The 16,654-nt window shown below is 64.3% G+C and carries 15 protein-coding genes; 7 read left to right on the forward strand and 8 right to left on the reverse strand.

Annotated elements, in window-relative coordinates; all coding sequences use genetic code 11:
- Window positions 1-104: 104 nt before the first annotated feature.
- From rnr to EKH55_RS05140, 6 genes are all read right to left on the reverse strand, one after another.
- A complete protein-coding gene (rnr, locus tag EKH55_RS05115; protein ID WP_069460771.1) occupies window positions 105-2,471 on the reverse strand; it encodes a ribonuclease R in 2,367 nt (788 codons plus the stop codon).
- Between the two features lie 2 nt (window positions 2,472-2,473).
- Window positions 2,474-5,131 carry a type I DNA topoisomerase gene (topA, locus tag EKH55_RS05120; RefSeq protein ID WP_151611947.1) on the reverse strand — a complete coding sequence of 886 codons (2,658 nt, stop codon included), beginning with the start codon at window positions 5,129-5,131 and terminating at the stop codon, window positions 2,474-2,476.
- Window positions 5,132-5,356: 225 nt separating this feature from the next.
- Entirely contained in the window at window positions 5,357-6,526 is a 1,170-nt protein-coding gene (gene dprA, locus EKH55_RS05125; RefSeq protein WP_069460772.1) for a DNA-processing protein DprA, read from the reverse strand.
- Entirely contained in the window at window positions 6,526-7,137 is a 612-nt protein-coding gene (plsY, locus tag EKH55_RS05130; RefSeq protein WP_069460773.1) for a glycerol-3-phosphate 1-O-acyltransferase PlsY, read from the reverse strand. The genes dprA and plsY overlap by 1 nt, the downstream gene beginning before the upstream one ends.
- 28 nt (window positions 7,138-7,165) lie before the next feature.
- A complete protein-coding gene (locus tag EKH55_RS05135; RefSeq protein ID WP_069460774.1) occupies window positions 7,166-8,458 on the reverse strand; it encodes a dihydroorotase in 1,293 nt (430 codons plus the stop codon).
- Window positions 8,455-9,408, reverse strand: coding sequence for an aspartate carbamoyltransferase catalytic subunit (locus EKH55_RS05140; protein WP_069460775.1), 954 nt, complete (start codon window positions 9,406-9,408; stop codon window positions 8,455-8,457). The genes EKH55_RS05135 and EKH55_RS05140 overlap by 4 nt, the downstream gene beginning before the upstream one ends.
- 157 nt (window positions 9,409-9,565) lie before the next feature.
- Here EKH55_RS05140 and EKH55_RS05145 point away from each other — a divergent pair, with 157 nt between their 5' ends.
- Window positions 9,566-11,218 carry an acyl-CoA dehydrogenase family protein gene (locus EKH55_RS05145; protein ID WP_151611117.1) on the forward strand — a complete coding sequence of 551 codons (1,653 nt, stop codon included), beginning with the start codon at window positions 9,566-9,568 and terminating at the stop codon, window positions 11,216-11,218.
- Here EKH55_RS05145 and EKH55_RS05150 read toward each other — a convergent pair.
- Window positions 11,200-12,135, reverse strand: a complete 936-nt coding sequence (locus tag EKH55_RS05150; protein WP_069460777.1) for an AEC family transporter — start codon at window positions 12,133-12,135, stop codon at window positions 11,200-11,202. The genes EKH55_RS05145 and EKH55_RS05150 overlap by 19 nt on opposite strands.
- A 167-nt stretch (window positions 12,136-12,302) precedes the next feature.
- On the opposite strand from EKH55_RS05150, the gene EKH55_RS05155 reads away from it, so the two are divergent.
- A complete protein-coding gene (locus EKH55_RS05155) occupies window positions 12,303-12,455 on the forward strand; it encodes a hypothetical protein (protein WP_106407952.1) in 153 nt (50 codons plus the stop codon).
- Window positions 12,452-12,802, forward strand: coding sequence for a DUF6105 family protein (locus tag EKH55_RS05160; protein WP_069460778.1), 351 nt, complete (start codon window positions 12,452-12,454; stop codon window positions 12,800-12,802). The genes EKH55_RS05155 and EKH55_RS05160 overlap by 4 nt, the downstream gene beginning before the upstream one ends.
- Here the strand turns inward: EKH55_RS05160 and ruvX are convergent.
- A complete protein-coding gene (gene ruvX / locus EKH55_RS05165) occupies window positions 12,745-13,233 on the reverse strand; it encodes a Holliday junction resolvase RuvX (protein ID WP_069460779.1) in 489 nt (162 codons plus the stop codon). The two genes, EKH55_RS05160 and ruvX, sit on opposite strands and share 58 nt — an antisense overlap.
- 123 nt (window positions 13,234-13,356) lie before the next feature.
- Here ruvX and EKH55_RS05170 point away from each other — a divergent pair, with 123 nt between their 5' ends.
- From EKH55_RS05170 to EKH55_RS05185, 4 genes are all read left to right on the forward strand, one after another.
- Complete coding sequence (locus EKH55_RS05170; RefSeq protein ID WP_151611118.1) at window positions 13,357-14,061, forward strand: metal-dependent hydrolase; 705 nt, start codon at window positions 13,357-13,359, stop codon at window positions 14,059-14,061.
- Window positions 14,062-14,152: 91 nt separating this feature from the next.
- Window positions 14,153-14,440, forward strand: coding sequence for an Asp-tRNA(Asn)/Glu-tRNA(Gln) amidotransferase subunit GatC (gatC, locus tag EKH55_RS05175; protein ID WP_034854016.1), 288 nt, complete (start codon window positions 14,153-14,155; stop codon window positions 14,438-14,440).
- Window positions 14,441-14,489: 49 nt separating this feature from the next.
- On the forward strand, window positions 14,490-15,971 hold the full coding sequence (gene gatA, locus EKH55_RS05180; protein ID WP_069460781.1) for an Asp-tRNA(Asn)/Glu-tRNA(Gln) amidotransferase subunit GatA: 1,482 nt from the start codon (window positions 14,490-14,492) through the stop codon (window positions 15,969-15,971).
- A gap of 70 nt (window positions 15,972-16,041) precedes the next feature.
- Complete coding sequence (locus EKH55_RS05185) at window positions 16,042-16,548, forward strand: GNAT family N-acetyltransferase (protein WP_151611119.1); 507 nt, start codon at window positions 16,042-16,044, stop codon at window positions 16,546-16,548.
- Window positions 16,549-16,654 lie beyond the last annotated feature (106 nt).

The raw sequence follows: 16,654 nt of genomic DNA on the forward strand, positions 1-16,654 counted from the left end.
GTCTCCTTTGATCGACCTCGGTTAAAGGACAAAGACATGCAGCAATTCAAAGTGCTACAGCGACCTTTGCGCGTCTAACAAGACGCGCGGCGCTGTAGGACGGATCAGCGTCTGCCGCGCGGCGGTCGCGTGCCCGGCCGCTTGCCCGCATTTACACGATTGCGCCGGCCGGCCTTGTGGAAGGAGCGCATCGCAGTTGGCATTTTGCGCCCTTCACTCACCATCTCGAAGCGAAGCGCGCCGGCAAGGGGCACCGCTTCGGCGAGCTTGACGCGCACGGGGTCGCCAAGGCGGTAGCCGAGGCCGGTTTTCTCACCGGACATCGCCTGGTGGGCTTCGTCATAGATGAAGTAGTCGCGTCCCAGCGTCGATACAGGTATGAAGCCGTCGGCGCCATAGGAAGGCAGCGTGACAAAAAGTCCCGCCCTGGTCACGCCGGACACGCGTCCGTCGAATTCCTCGCCGACGCGGCCGCTCAGGTGATGGGCGATCAGCCGGTCGACGGTATCGCGTTCGGCTGCCATCGCGCGCCGTTCGAAAGTGGAGATTTCGGCGGCGATATCATCGAGCGCGCCTTCCTCCTGCGGTGTCAAGCCGCCTTCGCCGAGACCGAGCGAGGCGACCAGAGCCCTGTGCACCACCAGATCCGCATAGCGCCGGATGGGTGAGGTGAAATGGGCATAGCGCATCAGATTGAGGCCGAAATGACCGATGTTTTCCGGGCTGTAGATTGCCTGGCTCTGGGAGCGCAGCACCATTTCGTTGACCATGGTCTCGTAGGGTTTGCCGTCGGCCTTGGCCAGGATGCCGTTGAAACTGTTCGCCCGCATGCTGCCGCCCTTGGCGAGCGGGATGTCGAGCGTAGCCAAGAATTCCCGCAGGCTCTCCTGTTTGGCAAGCGAGGGCTGGTCGTGCACGCGGTAGATCAACGCCTGCCGCTTCTGCTCCAGCGTCTCGGCGGCCGCGACGTTGGCCTGGATCATCATTTCCTCGATCAGCTTGTGCGCATCGAGTCGTTCCGGCACGAAGACCCGATCGACCGTGCCGTCCGGCTTCAGGATGATCTTGCGCTCCGGCACATCGAGCTCGAGCGGCTGGCGCCGCTCCCGGCCGCGCGTAAGGGTGCGATAGGCTTCCCAGAGCGGCTTCAGGATCGGTTCGAGGAGCGGACCCGTCTTGTCGTCCGGGTTCCCGTCGATCGCCGCCTGGGCTTGGTTGTAGGAAAGCTTGGCGGCGCTGCGCATCATGATGCGATGGAAGCTATGCCCGGCTTTCCGGCCTTCCTTCGAGAACCGCATGCGCACCGCGAGCGCCGGACGGTCGACGCCCTCCCTGAGTGAGCAAAGGTCGTTGGAGATGCGCTCGGGGAGCATGGGCACGACGCGATCCGGGAAGTAGACGGAATTGCCGCGCTTCAGGGCCTCGAGGTCGAGCGCGGACTTCGGCCTCACATACCAGGAGACGTCGGCGATCGCGACGGTGACGATGACGCCGCCGGGATTGTCGGGCGAGGGATCCGGCTCGGCATGGACGGCATCGTCATGGTCCTTGGCGTCCGCCGGGTCGATGGTGACGAGCGGCAGCGGGCGCCAGTCCTCACGGTGCGCCATCGACGCCGGTTCGGCCGCGTCGGCCTCTTTCAGCACGCGCTCGGGGAAGAGGTGGGGAATCCCGTGCGCGTAGATAGCGATCATCGAAATCGCCTTCTCGGAAGCGACCGAGCCGATCACGTTCTGCACCTGGGCCCGCGGCAGCCCGTAGCGCCCGAGGCGGGTCAGATGCACTTCGACAAGATCGCCGTCCGCGGCATCTCCGGTGAAATCCGGATCGACCAGCAATTCTTCGCCACGCTTGTCGATCGGCAACAGCCGCCCGCCGCCCCCGGGCGTCGAGCGGAAGACTCCGAGAACCGCATCCTTGCGCTTATCGAGAACCTTTATGACGCGCCCGGTATAGGCCGGGCCGCCACGGTCCTTTGCGGGGAAGATCTTGGCGAGCACCCGGTCGCCGAGACCGGCGACGGGTGTCTTGGATTTCCCTTTCGCGACGCTCGGCTGTTTGATGAGCACCGCCGGCGCGACGCCGTCGTCGTCCAGCCATTCGGCCGGACGGCCGATCAGTTCGCCGTCGATGTCACGGATGGTGATGTCGAGCACCGTAACCGGGGGCAGGGCGCCGGGACGAAGGAGCGATTTGCGCTTCTTCTCGACGAGCCCATCCTCCTCAAGCGAGCGCAAAACCGCCTTGAGCTCAACTCGCGCCTCGCCCTTGAGACCGAAGGCCTTGGCGATCTCGCGTTTCGACGCCTGCTGCGGATTCTCGGAGATGAAGCGCAACAGGACGTCGCGCGGCGGCACCGCGCCGTGGATGATCGTCTCGCCTGCAGCGTGCGCCGGCTTGGCCGCGCGTGACTGTTTCCTGCCGGCGTCTCTGGCAGGTCGTTCCGTCGGATCGCGCGGGATTCTGGTCAAGTTCAGTCCTTCTTGGCCGTGGCGGCCGTCCTGGTTTTCGCCTTGGCGCCGGACTTGGGCTTTGCCGCCTTCGAGCCGGCGCTCTTCGCCCCTGCGGCCGATGCCTTGCTCCTGGACGTCTTGCCCTTCGTTCCGCCACCCTTGGCGGCGCGCTCGGCAATCAGGGCAAGTGCCTCTTCTGCGGTGACCGACTGCGGATCCTTGCCCCTCGGCAGGGTGGCGTTCACCTTGCCCCAGTTGACGTAGGGACCAAAGCGTCCGTCGCGCACCGTAATCGCGCCGCCCTCGGGATGTTCCCCAAGGTCCTTGAGAGCCGCTGCGGTGCGCCCGCGCGCTCCTGCGCCCTTCGACTGCTTGTCCGCCAGTACCGAGACGGCGCGGTTGAGGCCGATCGAGAAGACGTCCTCGACAGATTCCAAGTTGGCGTAGGTGCCGTCATGGAGCACGAAGGGTCCGTAGCGGCCGATCCCGGTGGAGATCATCTTTCCCGATTCCGGGTGCGCGCCGATATCGCGGGGCAGCGAGAGGAGGGCGAGCGCCTTTTCGTGATCGATCGTGGCTGGCGTCCAGCCCTTCGGTAGGCTGGCACGTTTCGCATCCTTGCCGTCGCCTCGCTGCACGTAGGGACCGAAGCGGCCGCTGCGCAGCGTTATTTCCTCGCCGGTATGCGGATCCTTTCCAAGGCTCTGCGGCTCGTTCGATACAGCCGCTTCCGCCTCGCCGTTGCTTTCGGACGAGAGCTGGCGGGTGTAGTTGCACTCCGGATAGTTGGAGCAACCGACGAAGGCACCGTATTTGCCGAGCTTCAGCGACAGCTTGCCGGTGCCGCAGACCTGGCAGATACGCGGATCGCCGCCGTCTTCGCGCTTCGGGAAGACGAGCGGTGCCAGTTCCTCGTTGAGCGCATCGAGCACATTGGTGACGCGCAGTTCCTTGGTGTCCTCGACCTGCGAGAAGAAATCATTCCAGAATTCGCGCAGGACGTCCTTCCAGTTGAGTTCGCCGGCGGAAATCTGGTCGAGCTTTTCTTCGAGCGACGCGGTGAAATCATATTCCACGTAGCGGGTGAAGAAGCTCTCGAGGAAGGCCGTGACCAACCGGCCTTTCGCCTGCGGCACCAGTTTGCGCTTGTCGATCGCCACATAGTCGCGGTCGACGATCGTCGTGACCGTCGCGGCATAGGTCGAGGGGCGCCCGATGCCGAGCTCCTCCATCTTCTTGATCAGCGTTGCTTCCGAATAGCGCGGCGGCGGCTCGGTGAAGTGCTGGCTGGCATCGATCTTCTGCTTGGCGAGGCTCTCGCGGGCGTTGATCTCCGGCAGGCGGCCACCGTCTTCACCATCCTCCGCCTGCTCGCCGTCTTCCTTCATGTCCGTATAGGCGGCGATGAAGCCGTCGAAGCGGATGACCGAGCCGGTCGCCCTGAGGCCGGCCCTCTTGCCGCCATTGTCAGCCGTGATCTCGGCGGTCGTCCGCTCGATCTCGGCCGAGGCCATCTGGCTGGCGATGCCGCGCTTCCAGACGAGGTCGTAGAGCTTCAGCATGTCGCCGTCGAGAAAACGGCGAACCTGCTCGGGCGTGCGGTAGAAATCCGTCGGGCGAATCGCCTCGTGTGCTTCCTGAGCGTTCTTGGCCTTTGTCGAATAGAAGCGGGGCTTTTCCGGCAGGTAGCGGTCGCCGAACTGGCTGCCGATCGCCCGGCGCGCCGCATCGATCGCCTCCGGCGCCATTTGCACGCCGTCGGTACGCATATAGGTGATGAGACCGACGGTCTCGCCGCCGATGTCGACGCCCTCATAGAGCTTCTGCGCCACCTGCATGGTGCGCGACGCCGAGAAGCCGAGCTTGGAGGAGGCGGCCTGTTGCAGCGTCGATGTGGTGAAGGGCGGGGCCGGATTGCGCTTGACCGGCTTCGCCTCGACGCTTTCAACCACATAGCTGGCGCGGTCGAGCAGCGCCTTCAGCCGGTTGGCCTCTTCCGCATTGCCGATCGCCTTCGGCTGGAACCGCTTGCCGTCGGCCGACACCAGCCGCGCCTCGAATTCGTCGCCGCGCGGCGTCTTCAGGAGGGCGGAGATATTCCAGTACTCCTCCGTCACAAAGCGCTCGATCTCCGCCTCGCGATCGCAGACGAGGCGCAGCGCCACCGACTGCACGCGGCCGGCCGAACGGGCGCCCGGAAGCTTGCGCCAGAGAACCGGCGAAAGGTTGAAGCCGACGAGATAATCGAGGGCGCGGCGGGCGAGATAGGCGTCGACCAGCGAGATGTCGATGTCGCGCGGATCCGCCATCGCGTCGAGCACCGCTTTCTTGGTGATCGCATTGAAGACGACGCGCTTGACCGGCTTGTCGCCGATGACCTTCTTCTTCTTGAGAAGGTCGAGCACGTGCCAGGAAATCGCTTCACCCTCGCGATCCGGGTCGGTCGCCAGGATCAGGCCGTCGGACGACTTCACGGCGTCGGCAATGTCTTTCATCCGCTTGGCCGAGGCGCCATCGACTTCCCACGACATCTCGAAGTCCTCGTCCGGTCGCACCGAACCGTCCTTGGCCGGCAGGTCCCGCACATGGCCGAACGAAGCAAGCACCTTATAGCCGGGGCCCAGGTACTTGTTGATCGTCTTGGCCTTGGAAGGCGATTCCACCACTACAACATTCATCGTCATTCTCTGACACAACTCTTATGGCAAGGCGCAAGCCCTTATGCGCCGAACTTCGACGCCACGAAATGGACAGGGATTCAGGCGCGGTCAAGGGGTTATATCAAAATAGCGGTATCCCGGTCGCTCGCAATCAAGTGGCAAGTGCCGAAATCTATCAACTAAACGTTGTCCAACTCATAGGTCTGATCGGTGCGTCGGCCTTGCCAGGCGGATGCCTCGACCCTATTCGACAGAGACGAGCGAGACCAGATTGGCACCATGGCGGCAGAGCTGGCCGGCAAGGTCCAACTCCAGAAGCACGAGATAGACTTCGGAGGCGGAAAGCCCCGTATGCCGGATGACGTCGTCGATCTCGACCGGCGTTGGCCCGAGTGCCTCGACGATCCGGGCGCGGTCGCTGTCGCCCGGTGCGCTCTTCGCCGTCGATGCCGCCGGAGCGATCGGCCTCTCCTCGATCGAGGGCTCCTTCATGTCCAGGCGCGAAAAAAGGTCGTCGCGGCTGAGCGGGGCCAAGCCCTCGAGGACGTCGGCAGGAGAAGTGGTCACGGTCGCCCCCTGCTTCAGGAGGTCGTTCGTGCCGTGGCAGCGCGGATCGAGCGGAGAGCCCGGCACCGCAAAGACGAGTCGGCCAAAATCGGCGGCGTAGCGGGCGGTGATCAGCGAGCCGGAACGGTTGGCGGCTTCGATGATGGCGATGCCGAGGCTGACGCCGGCGATGAGGCGGTTGCGCCGCGGGAAGTCGCGGGCGCGCGGCTCCCAGCCGAAGGGCATTTCGCTGATCGCGAGACCCGCCCCGGAGGTGATTTCCTGCAACAGCCCGATATTCTCCGGCGGGTAGGGCCGGTCGAGACCGCCTGCAAGCGCCGCAATCGTGCCGGTCTCGACGCTCGCACGATGGGCGGCGGTGTCGATGCCGCGGGCGAGGCCGGAGGTTACGATGTAACCGGCAGCCCCGGCCTCGCGGGCGATCATCGCCGCGAATTTGACGCCGCTGACGGAGGCATTGCGGGAGCCGACGATGCCGAGCGAGGGGCGGGTCGCCACCATTGGATTGCCCTTGACGGCCAAGAGCGGGGGAGCTCCATCGATCTCCTTGAGAGCCTGCGGATAGTGGGGCTCGCCGATGCCGATGAAGACGGCACCGAAACGATGCGCCGCTTCGAGTTCGCGTTCCGCATCGGCGAGCGAGGCCACGCGGATCGGCCGGCCAGCGCCGCCACGGCGGGAAAGCTCCGGCAGCGCCTCGAGAGCGGCCTCGGCGGAGCCGAAATGATTGATCAGGTCCCGAAACGTCGCAGGGCCGACATTGTCACTGCGGATCAGCCGTAGCCAGGCGATCTTCTGCCGTTCCGTCAGCGCGATTCCGGGTGGTCGAGCGCTGCCGTTCCGCATTATCCCTTTTCTCCGATCCGGCTTTCCGTGCCGCTCAGGAGCCGCTGGATGTTGGCCCGATGCTTGATCCAACTGATGACGGTCATTGCGGCAAAGAGCAGTGCGACCTTTTCAGATCCCGTTGCGTAGAGCACCACCGGAATGATGGCGGTCGCGACGAGCGCCGAGAGCGAGGAGTAACGCGTGATCCTTGCCACCGCGAGCCAGATCACAGCGAAAGCAAGCATCATGATGGGCGCGAGACCGAGCAGCACGCCGATATAGGTGGCGACCCCCTTGCCGCCCTTGAAGGAAAGCCACACCGGGAAGAGGTGCCCGAGAAAGGCGGCAAATCCGGCAGCGATCCCCGCTTCGGCTCCCCAATAGGAGGCGATCGCCGCTGCCGCGGTACCCTTCAGCGCATCGAGCAGAAGCGTTGCAGCGGCAAGTTTCCTGTTGCCTGTTCTCAGCACATTCGTTGCGCCGATATTGCCGGAGCCGATCTTGCGGACATCGCCGAGCCCCGCAATGCGGGTCAGGATGAGGCCGAACGGGATCGATCCCAGGAGATAGCCGAAAGCCAGGCACAGGAGTGTTGCAGGCAGCCCCAACTGCCAGGAAAGAATGTCCACCGGTTGTCCCCCGCTTAACCGCTTGCTCTCACACCGCGTGTACGAGCTTGCCCGCAACATAGGTCTGCACGACCCGCCCGGTAAAGCGCGCATTTTCGAAAGGCGTGTTCTTGGAGCGGGAGACCAGCGCTTCCTTGTAGAGAACCCAGGGCTCGTCGAGGTCGAGTATGGCGAAGTCGGCCTTCGCCCCGGGCTTCAGCGTGCCCGCTTCGAGGCCGAAGATCGCCGCCGGTCGGGTGGACAGCGCATCGATCAGCCGCATCAGCGGCACCTGACCGCTGTGGTAGAGGCGGAGTGCCGCGGCCGCGAGCGTCTCGAGGCCGACCGCACCATCGGCGGCATCCGCAAAGGGAAGCCGCTTGGTGTCGACGTCCTGCGGGTCGTGGGACGAGACGATGATGTCGACCGTGCCGTCCGCCAGCGCCTCGACCATCGCCATGCGGTCGTCTTCGCCGCGCAAGGGCGGCGATAGCTTGAAGAATGTCCGGTACTCGCCGATGTCGTTCTCGTTCAGCGTCAGGTGGTTGATGGAGATGCCGCAGGTGACGTTTGCCCCGCGCTGCCGCGCCATCCGGATGGCCTCTGCCGATTCCGGAACGGAAATCTTGGCGGCGTGGTAGGCGGCCCGCGTCAGTCCGGCAATGCGCAGGTCGCGCTCGAGCGGAATGATCTCGGCCTCGCGCGGAATGCCCGGAAGGCCGAGCCAGCTCGCGAGCAGCCCTTCGTTCATGACGCCGTTGGCGCCGAGATATTTGTCGCGGGCCTCGAGCGCGATCACGGTCCCGATCTCGCGCGCGTAGGTCATGGCGCGGCGAAGCACGAGCGTATCGTGGACCGGCTTCCGGCCGTTGGTGAAGCAGACCGCGCCCGCATGCTTGAGCAGTCCGAGTTCGGTCATCTCTTCGCCGAGCAGGCCCTTCGTAAGCGCGGCGGACGGATGGACGTTGACGAGCGCCTTGTCGCGGGCGGCCTTCTGCACGAATTCGACAAGCGCGATGTCATCGATGACCGGATCGGTGTCGGGCATGGCGATGAAGGACGTGACCCCGCCGCTCGCCGCCGCGCGCGCGGCCGATTCGATCGTCTCGCGGTGTTCGCTGCCCGGTTCGCCGACGAAGACGCGTGCATCGACGAGGCCGGGCACGGCGACGAGGCCGGCGCAGTCCTTGACGAAGGCACCGGCCGGGGCGCCCTGGTTCTGTGCATCCTTCCCGGCCGCGAGGATGCGGCCGTCGCCACCGACGATGAGGGTGCCGGTTTCATCAAGATTTCGCGAGGGATCGATGATCCGCAGATTCTGCAGAACGAGTGGTCTGGTCATGGGCGCGGCCCCTGGTTCTGGGAAAGCCCCTGGGAAAGAAGGAGCGTCTCCATCACGGCCATGCGCACGGCGACGCCCATTTCCACCTGCTGCTCGATGACGCTCTGGGGCCCGTCGGCGATGTCCGAGGCGATCTCGACGCCGCGGTTCATCGGGCCGGGGTGCATGACGAGCGCATCCTCCTTGGCGGCTTTCAGCTTCTCCGCATCGAGACCGTAATAATGGAAGTACTCCCGCACCGAAGGCACGAAGGAACCGGCCATGCGCTCGCGCTGCAGTCTCAACATCATGACCACGTCGGCATCCTTCAGGCCCTCGGCCATGGAGTGGTAGACCTCCACGCCCATCTGCTCGATCCCTGCGGGAAGCAATGTCGCCGGCGCCACCACGCGCACGCGCGCCCCCATCTGGTTCAACAGCAGGATGTTCGAGCGGGCGACGCGTGAATGCAGAACGTCGCCGCAGATCGCCACGATGATCCTGGCGAGCGTACCCCTGGCGCGGCGGATCGTCAGTGCATCGAGCAGCGCCTGCGTCGGGTGCTCGTGCTGGCCGTCGCCGGCGTTGACGACGGAGCAGGAGACCTTCTGCGCCAGCAGGGCCGCAGCGCCCGCCGATGAATGGCGCACCACGAGCACGTCGGGATGCATGGCATTCAAGGTCATCGCCGTGTCGATCAGCGTCTCGCCCTTCTTCACGGAGGAGTTGCCGACGGACATGTTCATGACGTCGGCGCCGAGCCGCTTACCCGCGAGTTCGAAGGAGGATTGCGTTCGGGTCGAAGCCTCGAAGAAAAGATTGATCTGCGTCAGTCCGCGGAGGGTGGAAGTCTTCTTCTCCCTCTGGCGGGAGATTTTCACGGCTTCGTCGGCGCGATCGAGCAGGAGCGTGATGTCCTGTTCCGTCAGCCCCTTGATGCCGAGCAGGTGGCGATGCGGGAAAGTGATCATGGGCCGCCCTTGCATGCTGGGATTTGGCCCGCTCTATAGAACGTGGTCCGGGATGCGGCAAGCGGCGCGCCAGCTCTTCTCGAGAAAACTTGTCGGGGCCACGCCTTCTTTCTGCAGGCCTGTTTCGCACCCGCGAAACTTGCGCTAGAACCGGCTCATGAATCAGATGAGCCGGACCGAACAGAAACTTGCGGAACTGAACCAGCCGAAGCCCTGGTCCGGCGTCAATGCCTATCGATCCGATCCCTTGATGGTCGATCTCACCTCCGGCATGCCTAAGACGCTGCGCGACGAATTCGACGCGCTCGGCCGCCATGTGACTTCGCCCGAGGCGCAGGAGCTGGCGCGCATGGCGAATGAGGGCGCGCCGAAGCTGAAGACCCATGGGCCGCGCGGCGAACGCCTCGACGTGGTCGAGTTCCACCCGGCCTGGCACGCGCTGATGCGCCGGTCGATGGCGACGGGCTTGCATTCCTCCGCCTGGGAGAGCCTGCCCGACGAGCGCGGCCGCTCGCACAAGGTGAGGGCGATCCGCTTCTATCTGACGGCGCAGCTCGAATGCGGCCATCTCTGTCCGCTGACGATGACCAGCGCGTCCGTTGCCGCGATCACCGCCTCGCCCGCCGTCCAGAAGGAATGGGCGCCGAAGATCCTGTCGCGCAAATACGACTCGTCCAATCGGCCATGGATGCAGAAATCCGCCGTTACCATCGGCATGGGCATGACGGAGAAGCAGGGCGGTACGGATGTGCGCGCTAACACGTCCACTGCGGAACGGGTCGGCGAGGGAATCTATCGGCTCAATGGCCACAAGTGGTTCATGTCCGCGCCGATGAGCGATGCCTTCGTGATGCTGGCGCAATCCCGCGACGGCCTTGGCTGCTTCCTGGTACCGAGGCTGCTCGAGGATGGTTCGGCCAACGGCTTGCGCTTCCAGCGCCTCAAGGACAAGCTCGGCAACCGCTCCAACGCCTCCTCCGAGGTCGAGTTCTCGGACACGTTCGGCTTCCTGCTCGGAGCGCCGGATGCCGGCATCCGCACGATCCTCGATATGGTGACGCTGACGCGGCTCGACTGTGCGCTCGCTTCCGCCGGCATGATGCGCGCCTCGCTTGCCGAAGCGGTGCATCACACCCGCGGCCGCAAGGTGTTCGGCAAGGCGCTCGTCAGCCAACCGATCATGACCCGGGTGCTCGCCGATATGGCGCTCGATGTCGCGGCCGCGAGCGCGCTGTCGTTCCGCCTCGCCGACGCCTTCGACAAGGCGCATGGCAGCGCCGAGGACGCCGCCTATGCACGGATCATGACGCCGGTCGCAAAATACTGGTCATGCAAGATCGCTCCCGCACTGATCTACGAGGCGATGGAGTGCCTGGGCGGCAACGGCTATGTGGAGGAGCGTTCGCTCGCCCGCCACTATCGCGAAGCGCCGGTCAACGCGATTTGGGAAGGCTCCGGCAACGTGATGGCGCTCGACGTGCTTCGGGTGCTCGGGCGCCGCAAGGAGCTGTTCGAGCAGCTTTTCGGCGTCTTCAGCCGCGATCTCGGCCCTGCCGGCCGCAAGACGATCGAGGTGCTGCGCGCCGCCATGTCGCTCTGCGAGCGCGACGAGGGGGCTGCCCGCATGCTGGTCGAGCAGCTGGCGCTCGCCGCGGCGGCGGCGGAACTCTACCGGCTCGGCGCCGGGCGGATCGCCGACGCGTTTCTCGAGTCGCGGCTCGCTGCCGGCTGGCGCTCGACCTACGGCATGCTCGATTCGCGCTTCGACTCCTCTTACATCCTCGATCTGCTCTACCCGGCCGCGACATAGCCGGTGATCGCGAGCACCAGCGGTATCGTGAAGAAGGACGCGGCCGTCTGGACCGTGGCGACGGCCGCGTAAAGCTCCGCGTCTCCCCCCATCTGCTTTGCCAGGAGATAGCCATTCATCGCCGTCGGCACGGCTGCACCGATCGCGATGACGAGCAAGGCGTCGCCCCGGATGCCGAGCAGGACGCCGGCACCCACCATGAACGCCGGCATGACGATGAGCTTGAGCGTGACCGCAAGGAGAGCAGGGGCGCTCGGCTTCATCGCGTCGGCGATCTTCAGTCCGGCGCCTACCATGATCAGGCCGAGGCTGAGCGAAGCGGTGGCCAGCATGTCGATCGCCGTCATCGCCGGCGCATAGATCGGGATATCGGCGAGGTTCACCAGGATGCCGGCCGCCGACGACAGGATCAGCGGATTGGTGAGGATCTTGAAGAAGAAGAACCCGAGCCCGCGGCTGCGGCCGTTGAACCAGACGAGCACGGCGACATTGTAGAAGTTGATCGGGATGATGACCAGCGTCATGACCAGTGCCGTCAGGCTTAGGCCGATCGCGCCGTAAAGCTTCTGGGCGATGGCGAGCGCCATGAAACCGTTCCAGCGGGTGGCCGTCTGGAAGATCGAGGTGAAGGTGGCGCCGGAGATTTCGCGCGCCCTCAGAAACGGCCAGGTGAAAAGAAGCGCCAAGGACATCAGCGTGACGCTGCCGATGGTGGCGACGGCCGTCGCATCGGCCTTCATCCCGGTAAAATCCGCCTTCGCCAATGTCGAGAAGAGCAGGGCGGGGAAGAGAAAGTAGTAGCCGAACTGCTCGAGTCCGGCCCACATGCCCTGATCGACAAGGTTCGAGCGCCGCAGCCAGACGCCGAGGAGCACGAGCAGGAAGATGGGCAGGATGCTTTCGAAGATGATGGTCATGGCCGGCCTGTCAAGGGGTAGGTGCTACCCATAAAGCGCCGGATGGTGCCTCGCAAGGCGCGGATTGCCTGTGAATATTAACCTTAACAAATGGTTTACGTTGCGCCGAGCGGCCGGACGCTGGGATAGTGGCCTGGAGTTCAATGCATTCGGAACGGAGCGGTTCGGTGAGAACTGGCCTGTTGATCATCATGATGATGTTTTTTGCCGGGCTGGCGCTCGATATAGCCTCGTTGGCGGCCGCTCTCGTCGCCGTCGTTCTGGCCGACCGGGCGATCTATCCGCTCCTCAGCGGATTGGCCGAAGGGAGGGGCGCATGAAGTGGCTTCTGATGTTCTGGGGCGGTCCGGTGGTGCTTCTGACCGGCTGGTACGGGCTTTCCTATTACGATATGAGCTTCGGTATCTTCATGCTGACGCGCGACGCGCACGACCTGGTGTTCCGGGTCTATGGCCATGTTCTCGGGATTCCGCCCGAGACGATCCCGCCGCTCGTCGCGCGGGCGATGATCGTCGACACAATCGTCCTGTTCGCCCTCGTGGCTCTCCGCAAGCGCCGGCAGATCATGGCCTGGTACCGGCGCCGCTACGGCACGCCGGCGGCGCATCATCAGCCGGCGGACGCTCCGTCTTTCGGGAGCAAGGCCAATCTGTCGAGCGCACCCTGAAGGATGAAGGAGGCGGCAGCCGAGTCGATCCGCTCGGCACGCTTCTTCCGCGATACATCCATCTCGATCAGGGCCCGTTCGGCCGCGACCGTCGAAAGCCGCTCGTCCCAGAGCACGAAAGGAATATCCGTCCTTTCGCCCATATTGCGCACGAAGGCGCGCGTTGCCTGGCAGCGCGGCCCTTCGCTGCCGTCCATGTTGACCGGCAGGCCGATGACGAAGGCGGCGATCTTTTCTTTCGCCGCCAGCGCCAGCAGCGCCTGCGCATCGATGCCGAACTTGACGCGCCGGATCACCTCGCGCGGGCTCGCGAGGCGTCGCCCGAGATCGGAAACGGAAACGCCGATAGTCTTGGTGCCGAGATCGAGCCCGGCGATGGCCTGATACGGCGGCAGCCGGGTCGCCAACTCTTCGATGGTGAGAATAGCCATGGGATTCGTCGATTCGATCTTTTCACTGGGTCGGGTTGATCCATATGCTTGTCTGACAGAGAAAGCGATCACGTTTATGGTTTGGCTCGGATTCGCGAGCCGTCGTGACCGGAGGAGAGCGTCATGAAGATCAAATGGCTGGGTCACTCCGCCTTCCACATCGAGACCGCGAAGGCGAAAATCCTGATGGATCCGTTCTTTACGGGCAATCCGGCGTTCCGCGACAGCGAGCGCAAGGCGGCAACCGCGGGACTGACGCATATCCTGCTCACTCACGGCCATGGCGATCACGTCGGCGATACGGTGGCGATCGCCCAGGAGACCGGCGCCACCGTCGTCGCGAACTACGATCTCTGCATGTGGCTCGGCCGTCAGGGCCTCGAGAAGCTGGAGCCGGGCAACACCGGCGGCACGATTCATCTCGGCGGCTTTTCCGCAACCTTCGTCAACGCGCTGCATTCGTCGGCGCAGATCACCGAGGACGGAGTGTCCCACTCGCTCGGCAACGCCAACGGCCTCGTACTTCATTTCGAGGAAGAGCCGACGCTTTATCACATGGGCGACACGGATATTTTCTCCGACATGGAACTCGTCCAGGAATTACATGAGCCGGTTATCGGCATCGTGCCGATCGGCGACCGCTTCACCATGGGCGGTGCGGTGGCGGCACTTGCCTGCCAGCGCTATTTCAAGTTCCACACCGCCATTCCCTGTCACTACGGCTCTTTTCCGATCATCGACCAGACGCCGGAAACCTTCGTCACCGGCATGGACGGCGCTTCGACGCTCGTCGCAACGCCTGAGGTCGGCGGCGTCGTCTCGGTCTGACGGAAGCGAACCGGTTCGGCGACATTCCCCCGTTGCGCAGCATTGAACTCGTCTTTATAGCGGGGGAAATATTGAGAGACCGGAGACGATCATGTCCGTAGACCTTGCCACCGTGAAGCGCGTCGCGCGCCTCGCCCGCATCGCCGTCAGCGAAGAGGAAGCCGAACGGATGACGGGCGAACTCAACGGTATCCTCGGCTTCGTCGAGCAGCTTTCCGAGGTGAATGTCGACGGCGTCGAGCCGATGACGTCGGTCACGCCGATGCAGATGAAGAAGCGGGAAGACATCGTCATGGATGGCGACAAGGCGGCCGACGTCGTTGCCAACGCGCCGAATTCGGACCGCGATTTCTTCCTCGTCCCGAAGGTAGTCGAATAACGCGCCCCTCCCGCCCCGACGTCCTGAATTGCGAAAGTCCGATTGCACCATGACCGATCTCACGAGCCTCACGATCGCCGAAGCCCGCGCGAAACTCTCCGCCAGGGAAATTACTGCGGTTGAACTGACGGATGCCTATATCGCCGCGATCGAGGCGGCCAACGAAACCATCAATGCCTATGTCGACGTGACGCCGGAAAAGGCGCGAGAGATGGCCAGGGCTTCCGACGCCCGTATCGCTGCCGGCCAGGCCGGGGCGCTTGAGGGTATCCCGCTTGGCATCAAGGATCTCTTCGCGACCGAAGGCGTCCACACCCAGGCCTGCAGCCACATTCTCGACGGCTTCAAGCCGCGCTATGAATCGACCGTCACCCAGAACCTTTGGAACGATGGCGCCGTCATGCTTGGCAAGCTCAACATGGACGAGTTCGCCATGGGTTCGTCGAACGAGAGTTCCTATTACGGTCCGGTCAAGAATCCCTGGCGCGCCAAAGGTTCCAACCTCGATCTCGTGCCCGGCGGCTCCTCCGGCGGCTCGGCGGCCGCGGTCGCCGCGCATCTCTGTGCCGGGGCGACGGCTACCGACACGGGCGGCTCCATCCGCCAGCCGGCAGCCTTCACGGGCACCGTCGGCATCAAGCCGACCTATGGTCGGTGCTCGCGCTTCGGCATCGTCGCCTTCGCGTCGTCGCTGGACCAAGCCGGCCCGATCGCGCGCGACGTGCGCGACGCTGCGATCCTCCTGAAGTCGATGGCAAGCGTCGATCCCAAGGACACGACCTCCGTCGACCTGCCGGTTCCCGATTACGAAGCGTCGGTCGGCCAATCGATCAAAGGCATGAAGATCGGCATTCCGAAGGAGTACCGCGTCGAGGGCATGCCGGAGGAGATCGAAGCGCTCTGGCAGCAGGGTATCGCCTGGCTGAAGGACGCCGGCGCCGAGATCGTCGACATCTCGCTGCCGCACACGCAGTACGCGCTGCCGGCCTATTATATCGTCGCGCCGGCGGAGGCTTCCTCGAACCTCGCGCGCTACGACGGCGTGCGCTATGGGCTGCGCGTCGACGGCAAGGACATCGTCGACATGTATGAGAAGACGCGCGCCGCGGGCTTCGGTCGGGAAGTCAAGCGCCGCATCATGATCGGCACCTATGTGCTGTCGGCCGGCTATTACGACGCCTATTACCTGCGCGCACAGAAGGTCCGCACCCTGATCAAGCGCGACTTCGAACTCGCCTTCCAGGCGGGCGTCGACGCCATCCTGACCCCTGCGACGCCGTCCTCCGCCTTTGGTATCGCCGACGAGGATCTCGCCGCCGATCCGGTCAAGATGTATCTGAACGATATCTTCACGGTGACGGTCAACATGGCCGGGCTGCCGGGCATCGCGGTGCCGGGCGGGCTCGACCACAAGGGACTGCCGCTTGGTCTGCAAGTGATCGGCAAACCATTTGAAGAAGAAACGCTCTTCAAGACCGCCCACGTCATCGAGCAGGCCGCGGGTCGTTTCACCCCGGCCAAGTGGTGGTAACCGGCTCCTGGCCGCCGATCTTCAAGCCGCGGGAGACATGATGTAATGAAGCGGAAAAGGGTTCCGCATCATGGTTGTGATTCGCCACGCGCGCCAGAATGAAATTGGCCTTCTCTGCGAAGTCGGGTTAAGCGCCTGGGAGAAGGCGACTGCCGGCATCGGCGACGTCGCAGCCATGCGCGCCCCGGCAAAACGCGCCTTCGACGATTTCCTGGCGAGCCACTGGCTGACCGTCCTCCTCGTCGAGGACGAGAACCGCATCTGCGGTTGGGCCGCGCGCGAGGAATTGGACGGCGTCATCTCCGATCTGTGGATCGATCCGCGCGCCCAGGGCAGGGGTCTCGGCTCTGCCCTGCTCGCCGACGTCGAGCGGCGGATTGCCGCCGACGGCTTCGAAGTGGCGAGCGTGAAAACCCATTCGCAGAATGCGGCCGCGGTCGGCTTCTTTCAGCACGCAGGCTATCGGGTGAAATGGCTTTCGACTGCCTATTCGCAAAGGCTCGACCGCGACGTCGAATTCATCGGTCTGGAAAAGCCGCTCTTGCGTGAGGCGGAGGAGCGCCCCTGGCACGGTTGAATCGTCTGCGGTTCGAAGTCATATAAGGACCTGCCGCGCTGCCGCGGCCGTGCGCCTCTGAAGCCTTGCACGCCGGGATCAATTGCTCTACCGAGAAACCTCGAAT

Origin of the sequence: Sinorhizobium alkalisoli, assembly GCF_008932245.1 — a bacterium.
GTDB classification, from domain to species: domain Bacteria; phylum Pseudomonadota; class Alphaproteobacteria; order Rhizobiales; family Rhizobiaceae; genus Sinorhizobium; species Sinorhizobium alkalisoli.